The following is a 22653-nucleotide window of genomic DNA, read 5'->3' on the forward strand; positions in this document are numbered from 1 at the left end:
GCACAGGATAGCCGAGCCTTGGAGGACCCTCGATGAGCGATACCCACCCCGTGGTCCTGATCACCGGCAGCGCGCGCCGGATCGGTGCGGCCATCGCCCGCCAGTTCCACACCTGTGGCTGGTCGGTGGTGCTGCACGCCAATGCCTCCAGCGCCGAGCTGCAGCAGGCCGCGTTCGATTTCGACAACGTGCGCCCGGGCAGCGTGCTGGCCCTGCAGGCCGACCTGCGTGACGCCGACGCCCTGGCCGACCTGGTGGAACAGGCGGTCACCCACTTCGGCCGACTGGACGCGCTGGTCAACAACGCCTCCAACTTCTTCCCCACCCCGCTCGGCCAAGTCACCGCCGAGGCAATGGACGAGCTGTACGCGGTCAACGCGCGCGCGCCGCTGCTGCTGTCACAGGCGGCGGCGCCCTACCTGCGCCGCCAGCAGGGCTGCATCGTCAATTTGACCGACCTGCACGGCACCGACCCGATGCGCGACCACATCGCCTACACCATGGCCAAGGCCGCGCTGGAGATGGCCACCCGCGCGCTGGCGCTGGAGCTGGCACCGAAGGTGCGTGTGAATGCGGTGGCCCCGGGTGCGATCCTGTGGCCGGAGCAGGGCAAGGACGATTTCGCCCGCGAGGCGTTGCTGGCGCGCACGCCGCTGGCACGGATCGGCACGGTCGAGGAGATCGCCGAAGCGGTCTACTGGCTGGTGGCCGAAGCCAGCTTCGTCACCGGCCACACCCTGCGCGTGGATGGTGGGCGCACGGTCAGTTGAGGTAGTGCCGGCCGCTGGCCGGCAACCGCCGTCATTCCAGGTCCACCACCTCGAACGCTTCGCCAAACTGCGCGTGCGCCCGCCACAGCGTGGCCAGGTCCTGCCCGCTGACCGGGTCGATGAATCCCGGCGCGATGTCCACCAGCGGCTTCAGCACGAAGGCATGCTTCAGTTCCGGGCGCGGAATGCGCAGGTGGCCGGGGCCTTCCACCACCAGGTCGCCGTAGAACACCACGTCGATGTCCAGGGTCCGGTCGGAGAAGCGCGGCCCGCTGCGATCGCGGCCGTGCACGTCTTCCAGCGCATGCAGCCAGTCGTCCAGTTCCTGCAGTGGCAGATCGGTCTCGATCGCCACCGCATTGTTGAGGAAGGCCGGGCCATCGAAGCCGACCGCGGCAGTACGGTAGGCGGGTGACACCTGCAGTGCGCCAAAGCGCTCGCGCAGGGCCGTCACCGCGGCGTGGAGGTAGCGGCGGGGCTGGACGTTGCTGCCCAGGCTCAGGAGCACGGTGGTCATGCGGTTCAGGTGACGGCACTTGGGGTGGCGTGGACATGCCGTCGTCACGGCGGCCTGCCTACAATCCGGGACGCACATGATAGGGCACCGACATGACCTATTGCGTTGGAATCGAGGTGGACGAAGGCCTGGTCTTCGCTGCCGACACCCGGACCAATGCCTCGCTGGACGATGTGCGCGTGCACCGCAAGCTGCACGTGTTCGAGTACCCCGGCCAGGCAGCCTACGTGCTGATGGCGGCTGGCAACCTGGCCACCACCCAGCTGCTCGTGTCACGCCTGGGGCGCGACGCCGGTGAACGGCGCACGCCCAACCTGCGCGACATGACCCATCTGTTCGAAGCTGCCGAGTACGTCGGCCAGCTGCTGGTGGACAGCCAGGTGCACAGCAGCCACAGCGAGCACGGCCATGACGGGGTCAACACCCAGGCGACGCTGATCTTCGGTGGCCAGATCGCTGGCGAGCGGCCCGGGCTGTACATGATCTACCCGCTCGGCAACGCCATCGCCGCTTCGCCGGAGACGCCCTATCTTCAGATCGGTGAGTCCAAGTACGGCAAGCCCATCCTGGACCGCATCCTCAGCCCGGCCACACGCCTGGAGGACGCGGCGCGCACGGCAATCGTGTCGCTGGATTCGACCATTCGCTCCAATCTGTCGGTAGGCCTGCCGATCGACCTGGCGCTGCTGCGTGATGGTGAACTGCGCATCGGGCAGCAGCTGCGGCTCGGCGCGGATTCAACGTTGTATGCGGACATCCACCAGAACTGGTCACGGCGCCTGGAACAGGCGGTGGACGCCCTGCCACGCTTCCCCTGGGAAACTGCCGAACGGTAGTGCCGGCCGCTGGCCGGCAACCGCATTGATTCCACCACACTGTGATGCCGGCCAGCGGCCGGCACTACCTGGCATCAGCCCTGCGCTTCGGCCGCTGCGCGGAAGACCAGCTGCATCTGCAGCGGCTGGAACAGGCGGCGGACGCCCTGCCACGCTTCCCCTGGGAAACTGCCGAACGGTAGTGCCGGCCGCTGGCCGGCAACCGCATTGATCCCGCCACACAGGGATGCCGGCCAGCGGCCGGCACTACCGGGGCATCAGCCCAGCGCTTCGGCCACGGCGCGGAAGACCTGCTGCATCTGCAGCGGCTGGAACAGGCGGTGGACGCCCTGCCACGCTTCCCCTGGGAAACTGCCGAACGGTAGTGCCGGCCGCTGGCCGGCAACCGCGTTGATCCCACCATACAGGGATGCCGGCCAGCGGCCGGCACTACCGGGGCATCAACCCAACGCTTCGGCCACGGCGCGGAAGACCTGCTGCATCTGCTGCGGCTGGAACAGGCGGTGGACGCCCTGCCACGCTTCCCCTTGGGAGACCGTGGACCGGTAGTGCCGGCCGCTGGCCGGCAACCGCATTGATTCCACCACACTGGGATGCCGGCCAGCGGCCGGCACTACCTGGCATCAGCCCTGCGCTTCGGCCGCTGCGCGGAAGACCAGCTGCATCTGCTGCGGCTGGAACAGGCGATGGACGCCCTGCCGCGTTTCCCCTGGGAAACTGCCGAACGGTAGTGCCGGCCGCTGGCCGGCAACCGCATTGATCCCGCCACACAGGGATGCCGGCCAGCGGCCGGCACTACCTGGCATCAGCCCAGCGCTTCGGCCACGGCGCGGAAGACCTGCTGCATCTGCAGCGGCTGGAACAGGCGGTGGACGCCCTGCCACGCTTCCCCTGGCAAACTGCCGAACGGTAGTGCCGGTCGCTGGCCGGCAACCGCATTGATCCCGCCACACAGGGATGCCGGCCAGCGGCCGGCACTACCGGGGCATCAGCCCAGCGCTTCGGCCACGGCGCGGAAGACCTGCTGCATCTGCAGCGGCTTGTGCAGCACATGCACCTCCACGCCGTCCGGGAAGGCATCGGCCGCGACCGGCACTGCCGGGTCTTCCAGTACCAGTGCCGGGCCGCGATAGCCCAACGTCGCCATCTCGCCCAGCAGCTGGCTGGCCGGCAGCAGCTTGGAGCCGGCATCGGCAATCACCAGCGCGGGCATCGCCTCCTGCTGCATCCAGCGCAGCGCTGCCGGGCCATCGGAAGCCAACTGCAGCTGGTAGCCCTGGCTGGACAACGCATTGCCCAGCAGCGATAGACGCGTGGCTTCGCCATCGACCACCAGGATCGATTGGCCGCTGCCCAAGGCCACCAGCTGTTCGATCGGCTCGCTGCCATCGATGGCGTCGTGCATCGGCAGGCGCAGTTCGAAGCAGGTGCCCTGCCCCGGCTGGCTGCTGACGTGAATGCTGCCGCCGGCACCTTCGACGATGCGCTTGCAGGAAATCAGCCCCAGGCCAGTGCCGTCGGCCTTGGTGGTGAAGAACGGATTGAACAGGTGCGACAGCGTGTCCGCATCCATGCCGATGCCTTCGTCGGCGACCCGTATGTGCATCCAGTCCACGCCATCGCGATGGCCGGCATGGCTGGCAGTCAGGCTCAGGCGGCCACCGTTGGGCATCGCCTGTATCGCGTTGAGCGCCAGGTTCAGCATCACCTGCTGCAGTTCGGTGTAGTTGGCGTCGACCACCAGGCCTTCGTCCTGCACCTGCAACTCCAGGCGCACCGCATCAGGCACGTTGCTGCGCAACAGCAGTGCCACCGCATCGAACAGGCCATCGATCTCGATGCGCTCGCTCGGCTTGCGCGAACCGCGCACGAACGACAGCATCGATTCGGCCATCTCATGGCCACGGCGGCCGCACTCGGCGATGACATCGGCCAGGTGGTGCAGCTGCGGATCGTCGGTACGCGCCTTCAGCAGGTCCGGCATGATCAGCAACGGCTGCAGGATGTTGCGCAGGTCGTGGCTGAGCCCGGCTGCGAGCAGCGACAGGCTTTCCAGGCGCTGTGCGCGCATCAGCTCGGTTTCCACCCGTGCGCGCTCGATCGCGCTGCGTGCATCGCGGATCGCACGTGCCACCGCCGACGGCAGCCGCGCCGGCTGGTGCTTGATGATGTAGTCATTGGCGCCCTTCTGCAGCGCCGCCACCGCATTCTCCTCACCCATGGTGCCGGAGACGAAGATGAAGGGTATTTCCGGCGAGGTCTCGCGCACGATGCGCAGCGCATCATCACCGGAAAACCCCGGCATGCTCAGGTCGGACAGCACGATGTCCGGCTGGAACGCGGCCAGTGCCTGGCGCAGTTCGGCCTCGCTCTCGACACGCTCGAAGCGGGCCTCCAGGCCCGCATCGAGCATCTGTTCGGACATCAGCTCGGCATCTTCCGGTGAGTCCTCCACCAGCAGGATGCGCAGCGCCCCCAGGGCGGGACCGGTCAAGGGCATGGGCTCACTCGAGTTCCGGTGCCTGGTTGATCAACGCCCAGAACTTGCCCAGCGTCTGTACGGCGCCGAAGAACTGGTCCACGTCCACTGGCTTGACCACATAAGCATTCACGCCCATGTCCCAGCTCCGGGCCAGATCGCTTTCCTCGCGCGAGGACGACAGGATCACCACCGGCAGGCGCTTGAGCTCTTCGTGTTCGCGGATCTGCCGCAACACTTCCAGGCCATCCATGCGCGGCATCTTGATGTCCAGCAGCAGCACTGCCGGCAGGCCTTCCTCGCGGTTGGCGAAGGCGCCGCGCCGCAGCAGGTAGTCCATCACTTCCACGCCATCCTCGACGTGCACGATGGGGTTGGCCAGACGCGCCTCTTCCAGGGCGTCGATCGCCATTTCGGCGTCGGCCGGGCTGTCTTCGGCGAGAAGAATGGTGCGCAAAGTGGTCATGCAGAAGGCCCTTGTTTTTCCGCATCGATCGCGGGAGGCAGGTAGAAGTGGAAGGTGGCGCCGACGTCCGGTTCAGCCTCGGCCCAGATACGGCCGCCATGACGGGTGAGCACGCGGCGCACGCTGGCCAGGCCGATGCCGGTACCCGGGTAGTCGCTGGCCTTGTGCAGGCGCTGGAACACGCCGAACAGTTTGCCGGCGTAGGCCATGTCAAAGCCTGCACCATTGTCGCTGACCGTGAACTGATGACCGCCGTCAGGCTGCGGCTGGTAGTCCACGCGAATCTTCGCCGGTTCGCGGTTGCCCGAGTACTTCACCGCGTTGCCGAGCAGGTTCAGCCAGACCTGGCGGATCATGTTCTCATCGCCGACCACGATCGGCAGCGGCGCGATGCTCCACTCCACCTGGTGCACATGGCCACTGTTCTCCGCCTCGGCCTGCAGGTTGGAATCGAGCATGGCACGGGTATCGGCCACCAGCGACTGCATGTCCACCGCCTGCTGGCGCATCGCCGCGCGGCCCAGGCGCGAGTAGACCAGCAGGTCATCGATCAGCGCCGCCATGCGCCGGGCCGAACTGGAGATCACGTCCAGGTAATGACGGCTCTTGTCATCGGCAGCGTCGCCCAGGTGGCGCGACAGCTTGTCGGAGAATCCGGCGACGTGGCGCAGCGGTGCGCGCAGGTCATGCGAGACCGAGTAGCTGAAGGCCTCCAGCTCGCGGTTGACCTCGGACACCTGCGCGACCTTGCCTTCCAGCTGGCGGTTGAGCTCTTCAACGCGCAGCTGGACTGCGCGTTGCATGGTGACATCGCTGACCGTCAGCAGCACCACTTCATCATCGGTATCGGGCAGCGGCATGCGCCGTGCGTTCAGCAGCATGTAGCGCGCCATGCCGTCGGCGGTGCGCTGTTCGTGCTCGAAATCCCACAGCTCGCGGCCGCGCAGCAGCACGTCGGACAGGCGTTGGCGCACGACGGCGTCCTTCCAGGCACCGTCGCCGACGCTTTCCAGCAGCAGGCCATCGGCGCGTTCGTCCTGCAGCCCGTACAGCTCGGCGAAGGCGGGGTTATGCAACTGCACGCGCAGGTCGCGGTCGAGCAGCACGATGGGTTCGCGCACGGTCTGCAACACCGATGCCGCGCGTGCCGCCGAGCGCAGCGATTGGCGTTCGGCGTGCAGGCGCCGCCCGATCTGCCGCTGCAGGAGCCACAGCACCAGGCCGAGCAGTCCCAGCTGGATCACCAGCGAACTCCAAGACACCAGCTCGGTCTGCTTGCGCTGGCGCGCCGCCTGCTCGGCCCGCAGTGTCAACAGTTGCTGTTCGCTGGCCTGGAGTTCTTCCACCAGGCCACGGATCGGATAGCGCGTGCTCAGGTCCTTCACCAGCTCGCGTTGATCGCTGTTGGGTTCAGATCTGGCCAGCTCGCGGGCAAGCGCCATCCGCCCTTCCAGCATCGATTCGATACGGCCGATGCGGATCAGCTGGTCGGGGTTGTCGCGGGTCATCCGCCCCAGTTCGGCCAAGCGACCGGGAATGTCGTTGGCTGCGGCCATGCGCTCACGCAGCCCGGGTGCGTCCACGCCCTTGGACAGCGTCAATGCGGCCGATTCGACGTCGCGCACATCAGCCTGGAGCTGCTGCAGGGCCACGCCCACCGCCTGGGTATGGTTGACCCAGGCCATTGCCTGCTCGTTGTCCTGCTGCAGTTTGCGCAGGGTCAACCACGGCACCACGATGATCGCTGCGGCCGCCAGCGCCAGGGCCGGCAACCGCCAGCGGTCCCAGATGTCGTCACTGAAAACCAGCGCCATAGTTCCTCTTCAGCACGGCCGCAGGGCGTCGGCCGGACCCTGTCCGGCTGCGGCGGAACCGGCAATATAGCGCAGGCGGTCACAACGCAGGGGTTTCCCCCCTGGTTGGCTGAACAGGTTCGCAGTCCTCAGACCTGTAGAGCCGGGCCATGCTCGGCTGCCTTGGAGTTCCAGCCGAACATGGCCGCGGCCCTACAGCTCAACGGGCGCCCCGCGAGGGGGCGCCCATCAGGTTCAGCGCTTGGCGGCAGCGCTGACCTTCAATGCGGCTGCATCAACGCGGGTCACGCCCTTGATGCCCTTGGCGGTGGTGACGGCCTTGTCCTTCTCGGCCTGGCTCGCTACGGCACCACTCAGGCTGACCACGCCGTTCACGGTTTCCACCTTGATTTCGGTACCCGGAACGTTGCTGCTGGCGAGCAGGTCGGCCTTCACCTTGGTGGTGATCCAGGTATCGGTCACCGGCTCGTTGGAATCGTGGCGATCAGCATGGGTCGCCGGGTGCGCGCTGGTCGGCGGGCTCTTCGCGGCCGGATCCTTGGCGAATGCGGCCGAGGAGGACAGCGCCAGGCCCAGCGTCAGGGCGGAGGCAATCAGCGTGCGGGTCGTATTGCTCATCGTGTCGTACTCCTTCGGAATGTGCTGCCAGTCTGGACAACCCGGCGTAGAGCAGGCGTGGGGTTGCGGTCATGCCGCTGTGAATCGGGCTATCTGCAACGACAACCGTTCAGCTTTGGCCCGTGAGCCCGCGTCGTTTACCCTGCCCTTCCCCACTGCCGGAGCTCTGTCATGCGCCCCGACCTGCAACTGGCCCTGATCGGCTACGGCCTCGCCGGCCGTGTCTTCCACGCACCGCTGATCCAGCACACACCCGGCCTGGTGCTGCACAGCATCGTCAGTTCGCAGCGAGACACGTTGCTGCGCGCGTTCAGTGACGTGCACGTGCGTGCCACGCCGCAGGAGGTGTTCGACGACCCGGCGGTGGATGCCGTAGTGATCGCCACGCCCAATGAACAGCACGCGCCGCTGGCGATCGCAGCGCTGGCCGCCGGCAAGCACGTGCTGGTCGACAAGCCGTTCGCGCTGGATGTCGCTGAAGCCGAAGCCGTTCTGGCTGCGGCACGCGATGCCGGACGCATCGCCACCGTCTTCCAGAACCGGCGCTTCGATGCCGACTTCCTCACGCTGCAGGCGCTGCTTGCAGACGGGACACTGGGCGACATCGCCGAGTGCCATGTGCATTTCGATCGCTATCGCCCGCAGGTGCGTGACCGCTGGCGCGAGCAGGACGGTCCCGGCAGTGGCCTGTGGTACGACCTGGGCCCGCACCTGCTGGACCAGATGCTGGTGCTGTTCGGCTGGCCCGAAGCGATCGATGCTGATCTGGCCGTGCAGCGCGATGGCGGCAGCGCCATCGATTACTTCCACGCCGTGCTGCACTACCCGCGGCATCGCGCGATCGTGCATTCCGGTTCCCTGGTGGCAGCTCCCACGCCGCATTTCAGCGTGCATGGCAGCAAGGCCAGTTGGATCAAGCACGGCCTGGATGTACAGGAAGCGCAGCTGCGCCGCGGTGTGGCGCCCGGTGCGCCCGGCTGGGGCATCGACCCGCGGCATGGCGAGTTGGTGCGCTGTGATGCCGAGGACAACGTGCAGCGCGGCACCGTCGACAATCTGCCCGGTGACTACCGTCGGTTGTATGCGCAGTTCGCCGCGGCCATGCATGGCGACGGCGAAGCCACGGTCGATCCGGTGCAGGCGCTGCAGCTGATGCGGCTGCTGCAGGCAGGCATGGACAGTGCGCGCGAAGGGCGGCGGATCGCGTTGGGGTGATCGGCAGGGCTGCGCCCTGCACCCGCGGTAGTGCCGGCCGCTGGCCGGCAACCTCAACAGCAACGGCAAAAACCGGCTATCCGTGAGATGGCGGGATGGGTCCGGTTGCGGGGAGCCGGACCCACCCCGCCTTCGACAGATTCCCGCGCCCGACGGTAGGTGTCGACCTTGGTCGACACATCGACGTGGAAGCCATCGGAGACGGCTTTTGCAGAGTCGAGCCATGCTCGACTGCCTGCATGGGGTCAGAGCCCTTTCCTGCGGAAAGGGATCCGACCCCAGCTTCGTGCTTACGATTTCTTGATGGCGTGGCCGCCGAATTCATTGCGCATCGCCGACAGCAGGCGGTCGGTGAACGAATTGGATTCGCGCGAGCGCAGGCGTTCCAGCAGCGACAGGGTGATCACCGGTGCCGGCACATCGAGCGCGATCGCTTCGGCCACGGTCCAGCGGCCTTCACCGGAATCCTCCACGTACGGGGCAATGCCATCAAGCGAAGGATTGCGCTTGAGGGCTTCGGTGCTCAGGTCCAGCAGCCACGAACGCACCACGCTGCCGTGGCGCCAGACTTCGGCCACCTGGGCCAGGTCCAGTTCCATTTCCTGCTTGCGCTCCATCAGCGCGAAGCCCTCCGCGTAGGCCTGCATCATTCCGTACTCGATGCCGTTGTGGACCATCTTGGTGAAGTGGCCAGCGCCGGACGGGCCGACACGACCCCAGCCACGGTCTTCGGCCGGTGCCAGCGTGCGCAGCAGCGGTGCGATCTGCTCCACCACCGCCGCTTCACCACCGACCATCAGGCTGTAGCCTTCCTGCAGGCCCCACACGCCACCGCTGGTGCCGCAGTCGACGTAGCCCAGGTCGTCTTCGGCCAGCGCCTTGGCGCGACGGATCGAGTCCTGGTAGTTGGAGTTGCCGCCGTCGATGACGATGTCACCCTCGGCCAGGTGCGGAGTCAGCTGACCCAGGGTCTGGTCGACGGTTTCGCCGGCCGGCACCATCAGCCACACCACGCGCGGCACCGGCAGCGCGGCCACCGCGGCGGCCAGCGAATCGACCACCTCCAGGCCGGCCTCGGCGGCGCGCTGGCGGGCACCTTCGCCCGGGTCGTAGCCGACGACGCGGTGGCCGCCGCGATGCAGGCGCTGGGCCATGTTGGCGCCCATGCGGCCGAGGCCGATCATTGCAATATCCATTGTTTCACCTTCAGTTGGGGTCTAGGGTCAGGCTGCCTGGCCTGCCGGTAGCCGCGCAGTGGCGCAGCTGCGCCTCGCGCCAACGCCGGTAGAGCGTGGTATGCAGATTGTGCACCGCCAGGTCGATCGAAAAGGGGGTTCGCGGGTTGCGGTCAAGCAGGCGGGCGATGTGGTAGCCGATGGGACGTATACCGCGCGGATGCACATAGATCACGAACTGCTGGTAGAACGGATCGTCCAGCAGGCGGTCCATGCGTGCCAGCGTGGCGTGGTAGCGCGGTTCCAGCCGTGCACGAAGGTCCGGGTCGCGCTCGAACAACAGGCGTTCGAAGTAGCGCCGGCCGATACGCGGGATGTCCTGCGCCAGCGCCCACAGCTCGGCATTGCGCTGGTCGTACCAGGCAAGGCCGCCGTGCGCGGCCAACGCCTGCGCGGCCTCCTCGCCCACCGACACCACCACGAAGTTTTCGGCCTGGTTGCTCAGGTCGTCCAGCATGCCCTTGTCGTACACATGTTCGATGAAACCAGGCACACCGACGAAGGCCTGGCGGCCCATCGCCGAGGTGCGCACCGCCTTGCCATCGGCGAAGTAGTCACCGGCGTGTGCGCCAAGCAGGATGCTGTCGGTATCGTGCAGCGCGAGGAACGTACCGATCGACAGTTCTTCTGCGGAGAATCCAGCGTCGAAGGCCGCATCGCCATACAGCTCGCGCTGTGTGGCCAGTTGTGCGACCTGGCGACCGACTCCACATTCGGCGCGTACATTGCCGCTGTAGAACGCCTGCAGCGCCTGGCTGTTGCCCTTGATGGGCACGAAACCACGGCCGAAGCTTCGCGTGCGCTGCCAGCCTTGCGCCTGTGCGCCGTGAAGGCCGAAGCCGATCCAACCGAGCTGCAGGCCAGAGAAGCGGAATCCTGCATTGCCCTGCAGTGCAGCAGCGGCACGTTGCGTGGCTGCACCCAGCTGGAAGGCGTAGGCGCAAACCGTAGCCGGATCGTCCAGCACCTGCTGCAGCAACGCCTTGCGCGCTGCAGCGGGCATGTCCGCCGGCCATTGCACGCGTAGATCGCCTGCCGCCTGAGCCTCCTGCAGCGACGCGCGCGTGCACACAGGGCCACCATGCACTTGCGGTGCACCGATCGCGCGTGTTTCGAAGTGCCACCCCAGGCGCTGCAGCAGGCCTTGTGTACAGTCCAGCGGCGTGGCTGCCGCGCCCAGCGCGGGCAGCAGCAGGGCCACGCCCATCCATCTGCCGCGCACGTTCAATCCTGGTCCGTGCTCGCCGGTGCGGGCTCCGGGGTTGTGACCACGGGCGGAACGGGCTTGCCTGCCTCCGCCGGAAGGTACTGTTGCAGGCGCTGGAAGAAGCGACGATAGAACTCAGCATCGGTAACCGTGCTGCTGGCCACTTTCACCAGCGAGTCGTCATTGCTGCCGAACGGCAGCGATACAGATCCGAGCGCACCGACGCCAACACTGGCCGAGGTCGGACTCTTCTTCAACGCATAGCGATCCTGCACGGCACTGACGAATACCAGTGTCTGGCTCCCGCGCGGTGCACAGGAAATACGCAGCACCAGCTGCTCGTGATCGTCCTCGCGCGGCTGGAAGTTCTTGTTGCCTTCCACCTGCGCCGCGTCGGAACGGGCGATGGCATAGCCCTGGCTGAGCAGGGTGCGCCGTGCGGCCTCGCAGGCGTCACCGGGACGGCCATCAACGGTGCGCGAGAAGGTGTCGCCGGAATCAAAGGATTCGCGAAGCAACGTACTGTCAGCAGCGCGGCCACCACAGGCCGACAGGATCAGGGCGCTGGCGAGCGCCACGGCAACACTGGAAAGACGGGAGGCCCGCATGGGTACTCCTGCGAGGACGGTACCGCCAAGGGTAGTCCTGCGGCCGTGTGCGGCAGGTCGAAAGTACGCCCGCCAGCCCCCGCCGTTGCTGCCGGTTCATGCACGGAAAAGGGGACGGAGGGGATTAAGTCGTTTGTGGCACTTCGCCCCGCCACGCATGGCACGGCGCTACCGTGAACGAGGTCCCCCAAACGGAGAAGGGCCGGCAATGCCGGCCCCTCGGGTATCACATGCCGTCGCCGGCTCAGTCCGCCCAGCGGCCGGCACCGGTGGACTGCGGCAGCACCTGCGCCGACAGCGGGCGGTCGTTGGCCAGCAGGTTCACCGCGTCGGCCAGGATCCAGGCTGACTCGCGCAGCAGCGGGTCCGGGCGCTTTTCGGCAGCCTTCTCGCGCGCGGCATCCTTGACGATGTCGCGCTCGTTGCCGGTCAGGCCGTCATCGCTGCTGTCATCGGCCAGCGGGTCCAGGGCCAGGCCCAGCTCCTTGCGCTGCACCTGGCGCTCCTTGCGCTGGGTATCCTGGCGCTCGCGCTCAGCGCGACGGGTCGCCTCGTTGAGCGAGATGTACTTCTTCGCCGCTTCGGTGCGGAACTGCTGCACGTCCTCGTTCCACCACTGGAACTCCTTGTCGGTGGCGATGCGCGCGTCGTGACGGGTTTCCAGCTTCGGCAGCAACGGCGCGAAGTTGCCGTACTGGGTGTGCGGCACGGCGGCGATGCGGGTCCACGGCAGTGCGTTGTCGTAGGTGCTCTCGCCGAACTCGGTGGCATCGACGCTGGCCGGGAACGCCAGGTCCGGCACCACGCCCTTGTGCTGGGTGCTGCTGCCGCTGATGCGGAAGAACTGGGCAATGGTCAGCTTGACCTGGCCGAAGCGCTGGGTCTCGCCACTCGGCCAGCGGTCAAGGTCGACGATGTTCTGTACGGTGCCCTTGCCGAAGCTGGTTTCACCGATCACCAGGCCGCGACCGTAGTCCTGGATGGCGCCAGCGAAGATCTCCGAGGCCGAGGCCGAACCACGGTTGATCAACACCGCCAGCGGGCCATCCCACGCCACGCCCTGGTTGCGGTCGCTGTTGACGGTGACGCGGCCACCGGATTCGCGCACCTGCACCACCGGCCCCTGTTCGATGAACAGGCCGGTCAGTTCGATCGCTTCATCCAGCGAACCACCGCCGTTGTTGCGCAGGTCCAGCACCACGCCGTCCAGCTTGTCGTTCTTGAAGCCGGCCAGCAGCTTGGCCACGTCGCGGGTGGCCGAGGCGTAGTCGGCGGCATTGCGGCGACGGCCTTCGAAGTCCTGGTAGAAGGTCGGCAGCTTGATCACACCGATCCTGCGTGCCGGCTCGCCGTTGGCAGCCGGGATGGTCATGGTCTCCCCCTTGGCAGCCTGTTCGGCCAGGCGCACCTTCTGGCGGGTCAGCACCAGGGTGTGGTGCTTGCCATCGGCGCCTTCGGCAGCCGGGATGAATTCCAGCTTGACCTGGGTGTCCTTGGCGCCGCGGATCTTGGCCACGACATCGTCGATGCGCCAGCCGATCACGTCCTCGACCAGGCCGGACTTGCCCTGGCCAACGCCGACGATGCGGTCACCCGGCTTCAGCGTGCCATCCACCGCGGCCGGGCCACCGGCAATGATCTCGCGGATGACCACCACATCGTCCTGGCGCTGCAGCTGCGCACCGATGCCTTCCAGCGACAGCGACATCGCCTGGTTGAAGTTCTCGGCGGTGCGCGGGGTGAAGTAATCCGTGTGCGGGTCAACGGCACTGGTGTACGAATTCATGAAGAACTGGAAGACGTCTTCGCCCTTCAGTTCATTGACCGACTTCTCCAGCGTCGCGTAGCGCTTGTCCAGCGTCTTGCGGATGTCATCCGGCTTCTTGCCGGCCAGCTTCAGGCGCAGCCAATCGTTCTTCACCGACTTGCGCCACAGCTCATCGAGCTCGGCACTGCTGGCCGCCCACGGCACCTTCTTGCGGTCGTACTCGAAGCGCTCGTCGGTGGTGAAGTCCGGCTCCTGCTTGAGCAGCTTGCGCGCGTACGCCACGCGCTCGCCGACGCGCTGCTTGTAGACGGCGAACACCTGGAACGCCGGCTCCAGCTCGCCGCCCCGGATGGCCGAGGCGATGTTGGCCTCGAACGGTGCGAAGCGCGCCACGTCGGCCTGGGTGAAGTACTGCTTGCCGCCGTCAAGCGTTTCCAGATAGCGCTTGAACACGTCCTTGGAGGTGGCCTCGTCCAGCGCGCGCGGGCGATAGGCGTAGCGGCTGTCGGACAGCAGGCCGTACACCAGCTTGGAGGTGGTCACCTGGTCGGCGGTGGCCGCCGCGGGCAATGCGGGCGAGTCGGCCTTGGCCGCCAACGCCAGTGGCGCGACCAGCGCCAGGGCCATCAGGAATGCGGGGGCTTTGAATTTCATTGACGTGCTCGAAGGCGCCTTGCCAAGGGGAAGACTGCGGGGTGTTAAGACACCACGACAGTGCCGAAAGTTGCCGGGTTTGTCACCCGGCCGCGCTCGGTGGAAAACCAGCCTAGCCGGGCCGGTGTAGCAAATTGTGAATGCAGGCGAAGGCGTGCGGACCAACGGTCCGCACCCACCCGGGAAGAGGTCAGCAGCTACCGGTAGCGCCGGGCCATGCCCGGCGGAAGCGTGCGGACCAACGGTCCGCACCCACCAGTGAGGAGGTCCGCTCCCACCTCAGGAGACGCCGGCGCCCTTGGCCTGCACGTCGGCGTGATACGACGAGCGCACCATCGGGCCGGAAGCAACATGGCTGAAGCCCAGCTCGTAGCCGTAGTCCTCCAGCGCCTTGTAGTCTTCCGGGGTCCAGTACTTCAGCACCGGGTGGTGGTGTGCGGTCGGCTGCAGGTACTGGCCGATGGTGATCATGTCCACGTCGTGTGCGCGCAGGTCGCGCAGGGTGGCCTTGATCTGTTCGAAGTCCTCGCCCAGGCCGAGCATGATGCCGCTCTTGGTCGGCACGTCCGGATGCTGCGCCTTGAAGTTCTTCAGCAGGTTCAGCGACCACTGGTAGTCCGCACCCGGGCGCACGTTGCGGTACAGGTCCGGCACGGTCTCGATGTTGTGGTTGAACACATCCGGCGGGTTCTGCGCCAGGATCTCCAGCGCGCGCTCCATGCGGCCCTTGCCACGGAAGTCCGGGGTCAGCACTTCGATGCGGGTGCCCGGCGACTTCTCGCGAATGGCGGTGATGCAGTCGACGAAGTGCTGGGCACCACCGTCGCGCAGGTCATCGCGGTCGACGCTGGTCACCACCACGTACTTCAGGCCCATGTCGGCCACGGTCTGGCCGAGGCTGGCCGGTTCGTTGGCATCCGGCGGCTTCGGGCGGCCGTGGGCCACGTCGCAGAACGAGCAGCGGCGGGTGCAGACCTCGCCCAGGATCATGAAGGTGGCGGTGCCGTGGCCGAAGCACTCGTGGATGTTCGGGCAGCTGGCTTCCTCGCACACGGTCACCAGGCGGTTTTCGCGCAGCTTGGCCTTCAGGTTCTGCACGGCATTGCCCGAAGGAATGCGCACGCGGATCCAGGACGGTTTGCGCAGCACCGGCGCGTCGGCGAACTGCACCGGCGAGCGGTTGATCTTGTCACCGCCCAGCTGCTTGACCCCGGCCTGCAACGGCGCGGCGGACGGGGAGTCGCCCTGCACGATCTGCAGGGGAATGGAACGGGCGGTGGTTTCAGTCATGGCAGTTCCGGGGGCGGTCAGGCGGCCGCAGAAAGATCGGGCAGTTCGGGGGTGTGCTGCAGCAGCAGGCCGAACTGGCGGGCCAGGTGGTCCAGCAGCACCGGCTTGACGGCCTCCATCCCGGAGGGACCGCCCAAGTCTACCACCGAGGTCACCTGCAACCCCTGATAGCCACAGGGATTGATGCGGTGGAAGGGTTCCAGGTCCATGGCCACATTGAAGGCCAGCCCGTGGAAGGTGCAGCCGCGACGCACGCGGATGCCGAGGGCAGCGATCTTGGCGCCGCCGACATAGACGCCCGGGGCGCCCTCCCGGCGTTCGGCACCGATGTTCCACTCGCCCAGCGTATCGATGATGGCCTGCTCGATGCGGCACACGTAATCGCGCACACCGATGCCCAGGCGCGGCAGGCGCAGCAGCGGGTAGACCACGATCTGGCCGGGGCCGTGATAGGTCACCTGGCCGCCACGGTCCACATGCAGCACCGGGATATCGCCCGGCGCCAGCACATGCTCATCCTTGCCGGCCTGGCCCAGGGTGAACACCGGGTCGTGTTCGACCACCCACAATTCGTCGGCATCGGTGTCGCTGCGCTGGTCGGTGAAGCGCTGCATGGCGCGCCACACCGGCTCGTACGCCTGGCGGCCAAGGTCACGCACCAGCGCCGGACGCGGCGCGCGGTCCTCGGGGGCGGCTTCAGCCGGGCAGCTGTCGGCTACAGCGTCCACTTCACTTCCGGGTGGTCGCGCAGCGCCTGGTGCGCCAGGTCGTACTGTTCGCGGCTCTCAGCCTTGAACACGATGCGGACGGACACGTACTTGCCGTTGGAGGAATGCTTCCAGCTGATGCGTTCATTGACGACATCGATGCCGGCAGCCAGCAGCAGGCGGGGGAGCTCATGTTCCAGGCCGCGGTTGGCCGGGCCCATGGCGCTGAGCTCGAACTGGCCGGGGAACTGGAAGCCGTGGTCGGGGTTGTCGGACTTGATTTCCATGGACCCATTATCGGGCCGCAGGGCAACAAACCCAAGAGTATTCATCAACGTCAAAGACGGCACCGGCGGCCTGCTGCGTTGCAGAGCACCCAGAGGCGCGGGGCGAAAGCCCAACGGCAGCTGACTGCAATCTGCTGTCACGCACTGGCCCAGGCATCGTATGGCGGCCAGTGGTCACCTTCACACCAGACCCGCGGCGCTTGCGCGGGTAACAAATTGTGTCCGCTGGACAATGTTGTTTTCGGAACAGACAAGTGATTCGAACGTGCTCGTTCCGCCGCGCGGGCGCGAGTACCGTAGCGTTGCATACAACGACTGAAAACCGTCCCCTTCCCCATGAGCATTCCATCCATGCGTAGTGTCGCAGCCTTGGGGCTGGCCGGCCTGCTGGCCTCTGCCCTCCCCCTTGCCGCCCAGGCGGCCGAACAATGTGGCCCGGACGCGATGCGCGACCACCCGCCGCAGATCAACTTCCGCGTCGACAACGACCTGTTTGGTGGCCGCCACCAGGACCAGGGCTACACCAACGGGGCGCTGTTGACCCTGGTCTCGCCCAATCTGGTCGACTACACCGACGACCCCTGCCTGCCGCGCATGGCGCGCTGGGTGAACCAGTACCTGGAAGGGCTGCATCCGGGCAGGTTCGAACAGCAGAACATGATCTTCAGCATCGGCCAGGGCATCTTCACCCCGACCGATTTCAGCCGCAGGGACCTGATCGAGGACGACCGTCCTTACGCCGGCGTACTGATCGCAAACTTCGGTTTCAATGCGCGCAGCGGCGACCGCCTGCAGACCACCCAGCTGACGCTGGGCGTGGTCGGCCCGTGGGCACAGGGCAAGCAGGTGCAGAATGCCGTGCACGAAGTGCTGGGCGACGAGAAATTCAAGGGATGGGACAACCAGCTGCACAACGAGCCCCTGTTCATGCTCACCCATGAGCGCATGCGCCGCTGGCCGGGCGATGCCAGCGTCAATGCCGACGGCTGGGGTTGGGACGCGATCAGCCACTACGGCGGGTCGATCGGCAACCTGGAAACCAAGGCCAACCTCGGCGGTGAGGTGCGCTTCGGCTGGAAGCTGCCGGACGACTTCGGCAGCACGCCGTTGCGCCCGGCCGGCGAGAACACTGCGCCGACCCGCGGCGGCCGTCCCAATGGCTGGTCCTGGCACCTGTTCGCGACCTCGGACGCGGCCTGGGTGATCCGCGACATCACGCTGGATGGCAACACGTTCCGCAACAGTCACAGCGTGGACAAGCGCCATGTGGTGGCCTACGGCGGCTACGGCGTGGCCGTGATGTACGGGCGCTGGAAGTTCGCCGCGGCGCGCTACCACAGCACACGCGAGTTCAACGGCCAGCGCGAAGCACCGGTGTTCGGCAGCTTCACCATCAGCCGCTCGCTGTAAGCGAGTGGCTGAGGGTGAAGCGGGTAGGTGCCGACCGTTGGTCGGCACACCGGTTATTGCATGGCTCGCTGTAAGCGAGGGGCTGAGGGTAGTGCCGGCCGCTGGCCGGCTGCCGGCATATCCGGATGGCTTCATGGGGAGCCGGCCAGCGGCCGGCACTACCCACATCCGGATGGGTCCATGAGGAGCCGGCCAGCGGCCGGCACTACCCACATCCGGATGGGTTCATGGGGAGCCGGCCAGCGGCCGGCACTACCCATATCCGGCGGGAATCATGCGGAGCCGGCATCCCGAAACGGAAAAGGCCGGCATTCGCCGGCCTTTTCGTTCACCACGCCAGGGCGTGGATCATTCCGATTCCCACCACATCCAGAAGCTGTCCCACAGGCGCTTGAAGAAGCCGGCCTGCTCGACGGCGGCCACGGCCACCAGCGGTGCCTCGGCGATGACCTTGCCATCCAGGGTGACCTTCACGGTACCGATCTGCTGGCCGGCGGTGAACGGTGCTTCCAGGGTCTTGGGCACGTCGATGCTCGGCTTCAGGTCGTTGTAGCGGCCGCGCGGCACGCTGACCAGCATCGGCTGGGCCACGCCCAGCTGCACCTTGTCGGTGGTGCCCTTCCAGACCTTGTGCTCGGCCACGGCCTTGCCCGGCTCGTAGAGGCGGTGGGTCTCGAAGAAGCGGAAGCCCCAGTTCAGCAGGGCCAGGCTGTCATCGGCACGCTGCTTCTCCGACGCACCGCCCAGCACCACCGCGATCAGGCGCTGGTCGCCACGCTGGGCCGAGCTCATCAGGCAGTAGCCCGCCTCGGAGGTGTGGCCGGTCTTGATGCCGTCCACGCTGCCATCGCGCCACAGCAGCAGGTTGCGGTTCGGCTGCTTGATGTTGCCGACCTGGAATTCCTTGATCTTGTTGTACGCGTAGGTTTCCGGGTAATCGCGGACCATCGCGCGGCCCAGCAGCGCCAGATCGTAGGCGGTGCTGTGGTGGCCCTGCGCGGTCAGGCCATGGGCGTTGACGAAGTGCGAGTCCTTCATGCCGATCTTGGCGGCGTAGCTGTTCATCAGCGAGGCAAAGGCCTCTTCGCTGCCAGCCACATGTTCGGCCAAGGCGATCGCGGCATCATTGCCGGACTGGATCGCCATGCCCTTTTCCATGTCTTCCAGGCGCGCGGTCTGGTTGACCGGGAATCCGCTGTAGCTGCCATCGGTGCCGGCGCCACCTTCGCGCCAGGCGCGCTCGCTCATCATCACCTGGTCATCCGCACGGACCTTGCCGTTCTTGACCTCGGCGGCGATCACGTAGGACGTCATCACCTTGGTGATGCTGGCCGGGGCCAGCTGCTCGTGGATGTTTTCACCAGCCAGCACCTGGCCGGTGGCGTAATCCATCAGCACCCAGGCCTTGGACACGCTTGGCGCCGGGGCCGGCGGAGTGGCGACGGTGGCCGGGGCGGCGGCGGCGGCGGGCGCCGGCGTGGCCGGAGTCGGCAGCGGCGTCTGGGCGGAAGCCAGGCCCACCACCAGGGTGGCGGCCAGGGCGGTGGCGGCGGAACGGAAATTCATTGGACAGCAGGCTCCAGGGGACGGCCGGGAATGGAGGGTGGAACGTAACGGCCATTGTAAGGCCGGGGGAGCATGGGCCGGCAGCACCGGCCCGGGCGGATCAGTCCTTGACGATCTGCGGCGAACCCAGGCCCAGACCGGCGATGCGACCGACAAGTTCCGCCGCACTGGCATGGTCGCTTGCCGGAACACGCAGGCGGAACAGGGTGCGGCCACCGGCGGCGATGTCGCTGATGGTCGCGCCGACGATGCCGGCGGCACTGAGCTGGCCCATCGCGCGGTTGGCGTTGTCGCGGTTGGAGAAGCTGGCGACCTGCACCATCACCGCGCCGACCATCTGCTGCGACAGGCTCGGCGCCGCCGCGGCGGCACGCACCGGTGCCGGTGCCGGTGCCACCGCGCGCGGGGCCGTGCTGGCGACAACGGCCGGAGCCGGCGCGGAGTTGCGCACCACCGGCGCGATTGGCGGCAGGCTGCTGACCGCCACATCCGGCGCGGTGCTGGCCACGCCCCGGGTGGTGGCCGGCTGGCCGCGCGCCGGGGCGCCATCGGTCGGCAAGCGGTTGACCAGGCGATCGATATCACTGTCGGTGGAAGCACGTGGCGGCGCCGGGCGCGCACTGGCCACCGCGGTGGCGGCGGCCGCTTCAGCCGCGCGACGCTCGCGACGCGACGGCTTCTGCGCCATCAGGTTGCTCTCGCCCGGTTGCAGCGCGCGCACCTCGACATTGCCGGTACCGCGTTGGGTGATGCCCAGGCGCACGGCGGCGGCATAGCTGAGATCGACCACGCGGCCGTCATGGAACGGGCCACGATCATTGACACGCACGATCACCGACTCGCCGTTGTCCAGGTTGGTCACGCGGGCGAAGCTGGGCAGCGGCAGCGTCTTGTGCGCGGCAGTGAACTGGTACATGTCGTAGACCTCGCGGTTGGAGGTCAGGCGGCCATGGAACTTGGCCCCGTAGTACGACGCGGTGCCGCGCTCGACGTAGTCATGGGTGTCGTCGAGCACCTTGTACGACTTGCCCAGCACCACGTACGGCGACTTGTTGCCGATGGCCGAACGTTCCTCGGCGGTCACTTCCGGCTCGGGGATGCAGGCCACGTTGGGAATGTAGTCGGGCGTGCTGTCACGCACGCCTGGTTTGTACAGGCCACCAGCGGTGTAATTGCCGCGGGTGCTGAGGTCTTCCTTGGCCGCTGCATACGGCGAACCTTCCGGGCAGTGCGCCGGTCGCGAACCACGGCCCTGCACCACCGTCCCGCTGGACTTGCCACCATGGCCGGCCGTGGCCGGCTGCTTCGGCGCGCTGCTGCAGGCCGCCAGCGCGAAGACGATCAAGCTCGGGACCAACCATCTGATGTTCATGCCGGGGGCAGCTCCTGTCCGGCGATGGCCTGGGACAGCTGGAACACGGCCATCGCGTACATCTTCGAGAGGTTGTAGCGGGTGATCGCGTAGTAGTTCTGGAAGCCCAGCCAGTACTGCTTGCCGGTGCTGCCTTCCAGGGTGATCGGGGTGGCGGTGGCGCCCGGCTGCACCGGCGTGCTCGGCTGGTAGCCGCGCTGTGCGAGGTCGGCCAGCGACCAGGTGGGCATCCATTCGGTCGGGTTGAACTCCTCGCGGCCCGGGGCCAGCGTGGCCGGTACCGCAACCTGGCCACCACGCACCCAGCCCCCCTTCTTCACGAAGTAGTTGGCGATGGAGGAGAACACGTCGTCGTAGCTGTTGAACAGGTCGCGTCGACCATCACCATTGCCGTCCACCGCGTAATCGAGGTAACTGGACGGCATGAACTGGCCCATGCCCATCGCACCGGCATAACTGCCCTTGAGCGTGGTGATGTCCAGTTTTTCTTCGCGGCCCAGCTCGAACAGCTTGGCCAGCTCATCGCGGAAGAACAGCTCGCGGCGCACTTCGCGTTCGAGCTTGGCCGGGTCGCCGCTGCGTGGGTAGTAGAACGCCAGCGTGTACAGCGCATCGAGCACGCGATGGCTGCCGGCATTCTTTCCGTAACTGGTTTCCACGCCGATGATCGCCACGATCACTTCGGCCGGCACGCCGGTGCGCTGCTGCACGCGATCCAGTTCGGCACGGTGTTCGGCCAGGAACGCGCGACCGCCATCAATGCGTGCCTTGCTGATGAACATCGGCCGGTATTCGTTCCACGGCTTGACCCGCTCGGCCGGGCGCGACATCGCGGCGATGATCGGCTGGCGCACCTGCGCCTGGTCGAGCACGCTGCTGATCTGCTCCGGCTTCAGGCCATAGCGCTTGGCGGTATCGGCAATGAAGCGGGCCCGCGCGACCTCGAACGGCACCGGGGTGAGATCGACCGGCGGCGCGGTAGCCGCAGTTGCTTCGGGTGCAGCCTCGGCCGGCCCATGGGCCTTGGTGGCGGGCTGGCGCGGCGTACTGCTGGCCTGGGGTGAAGACGGTGGGGACTTCGGCTGGGTCGCGCAGGCGACCAGGCCGAGGGTGAGCATGCAGGCCAGAGTGCGTCGAATCATCGTCGCAGGTTAGCAGGTCATGGATGAATTAAAACCCCTAACACCATGAATCACAACGATTTGCCCGTGTTCAGCGGGAAATGTGAAGGCGTCGTGATCGTGCTTCCCCATTCAGAGAGAGGTGGCCGGTTGCGTCCCCATCCCCGCAGACGCAACCGGCGACCGGATCCGGTCGATACCTGCGCGGCTGCCGCTCCCCAGTGGCAGTGCCCCGCGCTCCTTGTATCCGTTGGATCAGTACTGCTTCCCGCCCGACGCCCCTCGCGCTGCAACGATAGACGGCGCGCCGTGCCGAACGGGCCGCCATTGTGCAGGCCGATTACGACAAGTCCATTGATCAAGATCAACGCGGCGTAAAAGTGTGAACCAGCTAACGTTTTTTGCGGACTTTGGTCAGCGAGTGTGCTGTCCTGCATCGTTATGAGAACGCTTCCACAGCGAGCGTTGCGCAGAGTCAGGAAGTTTCCAGCCAACGGCGCAGCCCCTCGTGGGTGGTGTCTGGGGTGGTCGCGGAAAGCAGAAGCCGCGGGTGGGCCGGTCGGGTTGGGTACGCGGGGGACGCCGTGAATCCGTCCCTGGAGGCTTGGCAGCCGCATCCATGCGGCTGACACCCCCGCGTACCCAACCCGACCGGCCTCTCACAGATTTCGGAGGTCTGCCACCCACGGAGAAGAAAGAGAAGATCAAAAGCG

19 protein-coding genes are annotated in these 22653 nt (G+C 66.9%); 4 read left to right on the forward strand and 15 right to left on the reverse strand.

All coding sequences use genetic code 11. The features are described 5' to 3' along the window. Positions 1 to 32: 32 nt before the first annotated feature. The gene (locus AC5P67_RS00905; protein ID WP_060381102.1) at positions 33 to 770 is read left to right on the forward strand and encodes a pteridine reductase; all 738 of its coding nucleotides are present in this window, start codon (positions 33 to 35) and stop codon (positions 768 to 770) included. Positions 771 to 801: 31 nt separating this feature from the next. On the opposite strand, the gene folK is transcribed toward AC5P67_RS00905, so the two are convergent. Beyond that, the gene (gene folK, locus AC5P67_RS00910; RefSeq protein WP_308310005.1) at positions 802 to 1287 is read right to left on the reverse strand and encodes a 2-amino-4-hydroxy-6-hydroxymethyldihydropteridine diphosphokinase; all 486 of its coding nucleotides are present in this window, start codon (positions 1285 to 1287) and stop codon (positions 802 to 804) included. A 92-nt stretch (positions 1288 to 1379) separates the two neighbouring features. Between folK and AC5P67_RS00915 the strand changes: the two genes are divergently transcribed. Then, complete coding sequence (locus tag AC5P67_RS00915) at positions 1380 to 2123, forward strand: proteasome-type protease (RefSeq protein ID WP_012481280.1); 744 nt, start codon at positions 1380 to 1382, stop codon at positions 2121 to 2123. Positions 2124 to 3111: 988 nt separating this feature from the next. Here AC5P67_RS00915 and AC5P67_RS00920 read toward each other — a convergent pair. From AC5P67_RS00920 to AC5P67_RS00935, 4 genes are all read right to left on the reverse strand, one after another. Further along, complete coding sequence (locus AC5P67_RS00920; protein WP_059035445.1) at positions 3112 to 4623, reverse strand: ATP-binding protein; 1512 nt, start codon at positions 4621 to 4623, stop codon at positions 3112 to 3114. A gap of 4 nt (positions 4624 to 4627) precedes the next feature. After that, positions 4628 to 5068, reverse strand: coding sequence for a response regulator (locus tag AC5P67_RS00925; protein ID WP_005411057.1), 441 nt, complete (start codon positions 5066 to 5068; stop codon positions 4628 to 4630). Further along, positions 5065 to 6882 carry a sensor histidine kinase gene (locus AC5P67_RS00930; RefSeq protein WP_308310006.1) on the reverse strand — a complete coding sequence of 606 codons (1818 nt, stop codon included), beginning with the start codon at positions 6880 to 6882 and terminating at the stop codon, positions 5065 to 5067. Before AC5P67_RS00930 ends, AC5P67_RS00925 begins: the two co-directional genes overlap by 4 nt. Before the next feature lie 234 nt (positions 6883 to 7116). Next, the gene (locus AC5P67_RS00935) at positions 7117 to 7500 is read right to left on the reverse strand and encodes a BON domain-containing protein (protein ID WP_005411059.1); all 384 of its coding nucleotides are present in this window, start codon (positions 7498 to 7500) and stop codon (positions 7117 to 7119) included. Between the two features lie 171 nt (positions 7501 to 7671). On the opposite strand from AC5P67_RS00935, the gene AC5P67_RS00940 reads away from it, so the two are divergent. Next, positions 7672 to 8715 (forward strand): oxidoreductase, encoded by a 1044-nt coding sequence (locus AC5P67_RS00940; protein WP_024957042.1) that lies wholly within the window; start codon positions 7672 to 7674, stop codon positions 8713 to 8715. A 290-nt stretch (positions 8716 to 9005) separates the two neighbouring features. On the opposite strand, the gene gnd is transcribed toward AC5P67_RS00940, so the two are convergent. The 7 genes from gnd to AC5P67_RS00975 form a co-directional block, all read right to left on the reverse strand. Next, positions 9006 to 9911 carry a phosphogluconate dehydrogenase (NAD(+)-dependent, decarboxylating) gene (gene gnd / locus AC5P67_RS00945; protein ID WP_005411061.1) on the reverse strand — a complete coding sequence of 302 codons (906 nt, stop codon included), beginning with the start codon at positions 9909 to 9911 and terminating at the stop codon, positions 9006 to 9008. 10 nt (positions 9912 to 9921) lie between these two features. After that, positions 9922 to 11157, reverse strand: coding sequence for a hypothetical protein (locus AC5P67_RS00950; RefSeq protein WP_308310009.1), 1236 nt, complete (start codon positions 11155 to 11157; stop codon positions 9922 to 9924). Between the two features lie 17 nt (positions 11158 to 11174). Next, positions 11175 to 11765, reverse strand: coding sequence for a DUF2242 domain-containing protein (locus tag AC5P67_RS00955; RefSeq protein ID WP_024957044.1), 591 nt, complete (start codon positions 11763 to 11765; stop codon positions 11175 to 11177). A gap of 244 nt (positions 11766 to 12009) precedes the next feature. Then, positions 12010 to 14187: a carboxy terminal-processing peptidase gene (locus AC5P67_RS00960; RefSeq protein ID WP_308310008.1), complete on the reverse strand. Its 2178-nt coding sequence runs from the start codon at positions 14185 to 14187 to the stop codon at positions 12010 to 12012. Between the two features lie 279 nt (positions 14188 to 14466). Beyond that, positions 14467 to 15477: a lipoyl synthase gene (gene lipA / locus AC5P67_RS00965; RefSeq protein WP_005411065.1), complete on the reverse strand. Its 1011-nt coding sequence runs from the start codon at positions 15475 to 15477 to the stop codon at positions 14467 to 14469. 17 nt (positions 15478 to 15494) lie between these two features. Further along, a complete protein-coding gene (gene lipB / locus AC5P67_RS00970; RefSeq protein ID WP_005411066.1) occupies positions 15495 to 16205 on the reverse strand; it encodes a lipoyl(octanoyl) transferase LipB in 711 nt (236 codons plus the stop codon). Next, complete coding sequence (locus AC5P67_RS00975; protein ID WP_005411067.1) at positions 16193 to 16471, reverse strand: YbeD family protein; 279 nt, start codon at positions 16469 to 16471, stop codon at positions 16193 to 16195. Before AC5P67_RS00975 ends, lipB begins: the two co-directional genes overlap by 13 nt. Positions 16472 to 16822: 351 nt before the next feature. On the opposite strand from AC5P67_RS00975, the gene AC5P67_RS00980 reads away from it, so the two are divergent. Beyond that, the gene (locus AC5P67_RS00980) at positions 16823 to 17881 is read left to right on the forward strand and encodes a lipid A deacylase LpxR family protein (RefSeq protein ID WP_005411068.1); all 1059 of its coding nucleotides are present in this window, start codon (positions 16823 to 16825) and stop codon (positions 17879 to 17881) included. 348 nt (positions 17882 to 18229) lie between these two features. Here the strand turns inward: AC5P67_RS00980 and AC5P67_RS00985 are convergent, their stop codons facing one another. The 3 genes from AC5P67_RS00985 to mltB form a co-directional block, all read right to left on the reverse strand. Continuing rightward, entirely contained in the window at positions 18230 to 19447 is a 1218-nt protein-coding gene (locus tag AC5P67_RS00985) for a D-alanyl-D-alanine carboxypeptidase family protein (RefSeq protein ID WP_005411069.1), read from the reverse strand. Positions 19448 to 19547: 100 nt separating this feature from the next. Continuing rightward, a complete protein-coding gene (locus AC5P67_RS00990) occupies positions 19548 to 20819 on the reverse strand; it encodes a septal ring lytic transglycosylase RlpA family protein (RefSeq protein ID WP_111117669.1) in 1272 nt (423 codons plus the stop codon). Continuing rightward, positions 20816 to 21961 (reverse strand): lytic murein transglycosylase B, encoded by a 1146-nt coding sequence (gene mltB, locus AC5P67_RS00995; protein ID WP_012481291.1) that lies wholly within the window; start codon positions 21959 to 21961, stop codon positions 20816 to 20818. Before mltB ends, AC5P67_RS00990 begins: the two co-directional genes overlap by 4 nt. Positions 21962 to 22653: the final 692 nt, after the last annotated feature.

The organism is Stenotrophomonas sp. YJH_SMC_21 (genome assembly GCF_059369555.1).

Coding starts and splice junctions, on each gene's coding strand:
- AC5P67_RS00905 (WP_060381102.1), top strand. CDS start 33: ATGAGCGATACCCACCCCGTGGTCCTGATCACCGGCAGCGCGCGCCGG.
- folK (WP_308310005.1), bottom strand. CDS start 1,287: ATGACCACCGTGCTCCTGAGCCTGGGCAGCAACGTCCAGCCCCGCCGC.
- AC5P67_RS00915 (WP_012481280.1), top strand. CDS start 1,380: ATGACCTATTGCGTTGGAATCGAGGTGGACGAAGGCCTGGTCTTCGCT.
- AC5P67_RS00920 (WP_059035445.1), bottom strand. CDS start 4,623: ATGCCCTTGACCGGTCCCGCCCTGGGGGCGCTGCGCATCCTGCTGGTG.
- AC5P67_RS00925 (WP_005411057.1), bottom strand. CDS start 5,068: ATGACCACTTTGCGCACCATTCTTCTCGCCGAAGACAGCCCGGCCGAC.
- AC5P67_RS00930 (WP_308310006.1), bottom strand. CDS start 6,882: ATGGCGCTGGTTTTCAGTGACGACATCTGGGACCGCTGGCGGTTGCCG.
- AC5P67_RS00935 (WP_005411059.1), bottom strand. CDS start 7,500: ATGAGCAATACGACCCGCACGCTGATTGCCTCCGCCCTGACGCTGGGC.
- AC5P67_RS00940 (WP_024957042.1), top strand. CDS start 7,672: ATGCGCCCCGACCTGCAACTGGCCCTGATCGGCTACGGCCTCGCCGGC.
- gnd (WP_005411061.1), bottom strand. CDS start 9,911: ATGGATATTGCAATGATCGGCCTCGGCCGCATGGGCGCCAACATGGCC.
- AC5P67_RS00950 (WP_308310009.1), bottom strand. CDS start 11,157: ATGGGCGTGGCCCTGCTGCTGCCCGCGCTGGGCGCGGCAGCCACGCCG.
- AC5P67_RS00955 (WP_024957044.1), bottom strand. CDS start 11,765: ATGCGGGCCTCCCGTCTTTCCAGTGTTGCCGTGGCGCTCGCCAGCGCC.
- AC5P67_RS00960 (WP_308310008.1), bottom strand. CDS start 14,187: ATGAAATTCAAAGCCCCCGCATTCCTGATGGCCCTGGCGCTGGTCGCG.
- lipA (WP_005411065.1), bottom strand. CDS start 15,477: ATGACTGAAACCACCGCCCGTTCCATTCCCCTGCAGATCGTGCAGGGC.
- AC5P67_RS00975 (WP_005411067.1), bottom strand. CDS start 16,471: ATGGAAATCAAGTCCGACAACCCCGACCACGGCTTCCAGTTCCCCGGC.
- AC5P67_RS00980 (WP_005411068.1), top strand. CDS start 16,823: ATGCGTAGTGTCGCAGCCTTGGGGCTGGCCGGCCTGCTGGCCTCTGCC.
- AC5P67_RS00985 (WP_005411069.1), bottom strand. CDS start 19,447: ATGAATTTCCGTTCCGCCGCCACCGCCCTGGCCGCCACCCTGGTGGTG.
- AC5P67_RS00990 (WP_111117669.1), bottom strand. CDS start 20,819: ATGAACATCAGATGGTTGGTCCCGAGCTTGATCGTCTTCGCGCTGGCG.
- mltB (WP_012481291.1), bottom strand. CDS start 21,961: ATGATTCGACGCACTCTGGCCTGCATGCTCACCCTCGGCCTGGTCGCC.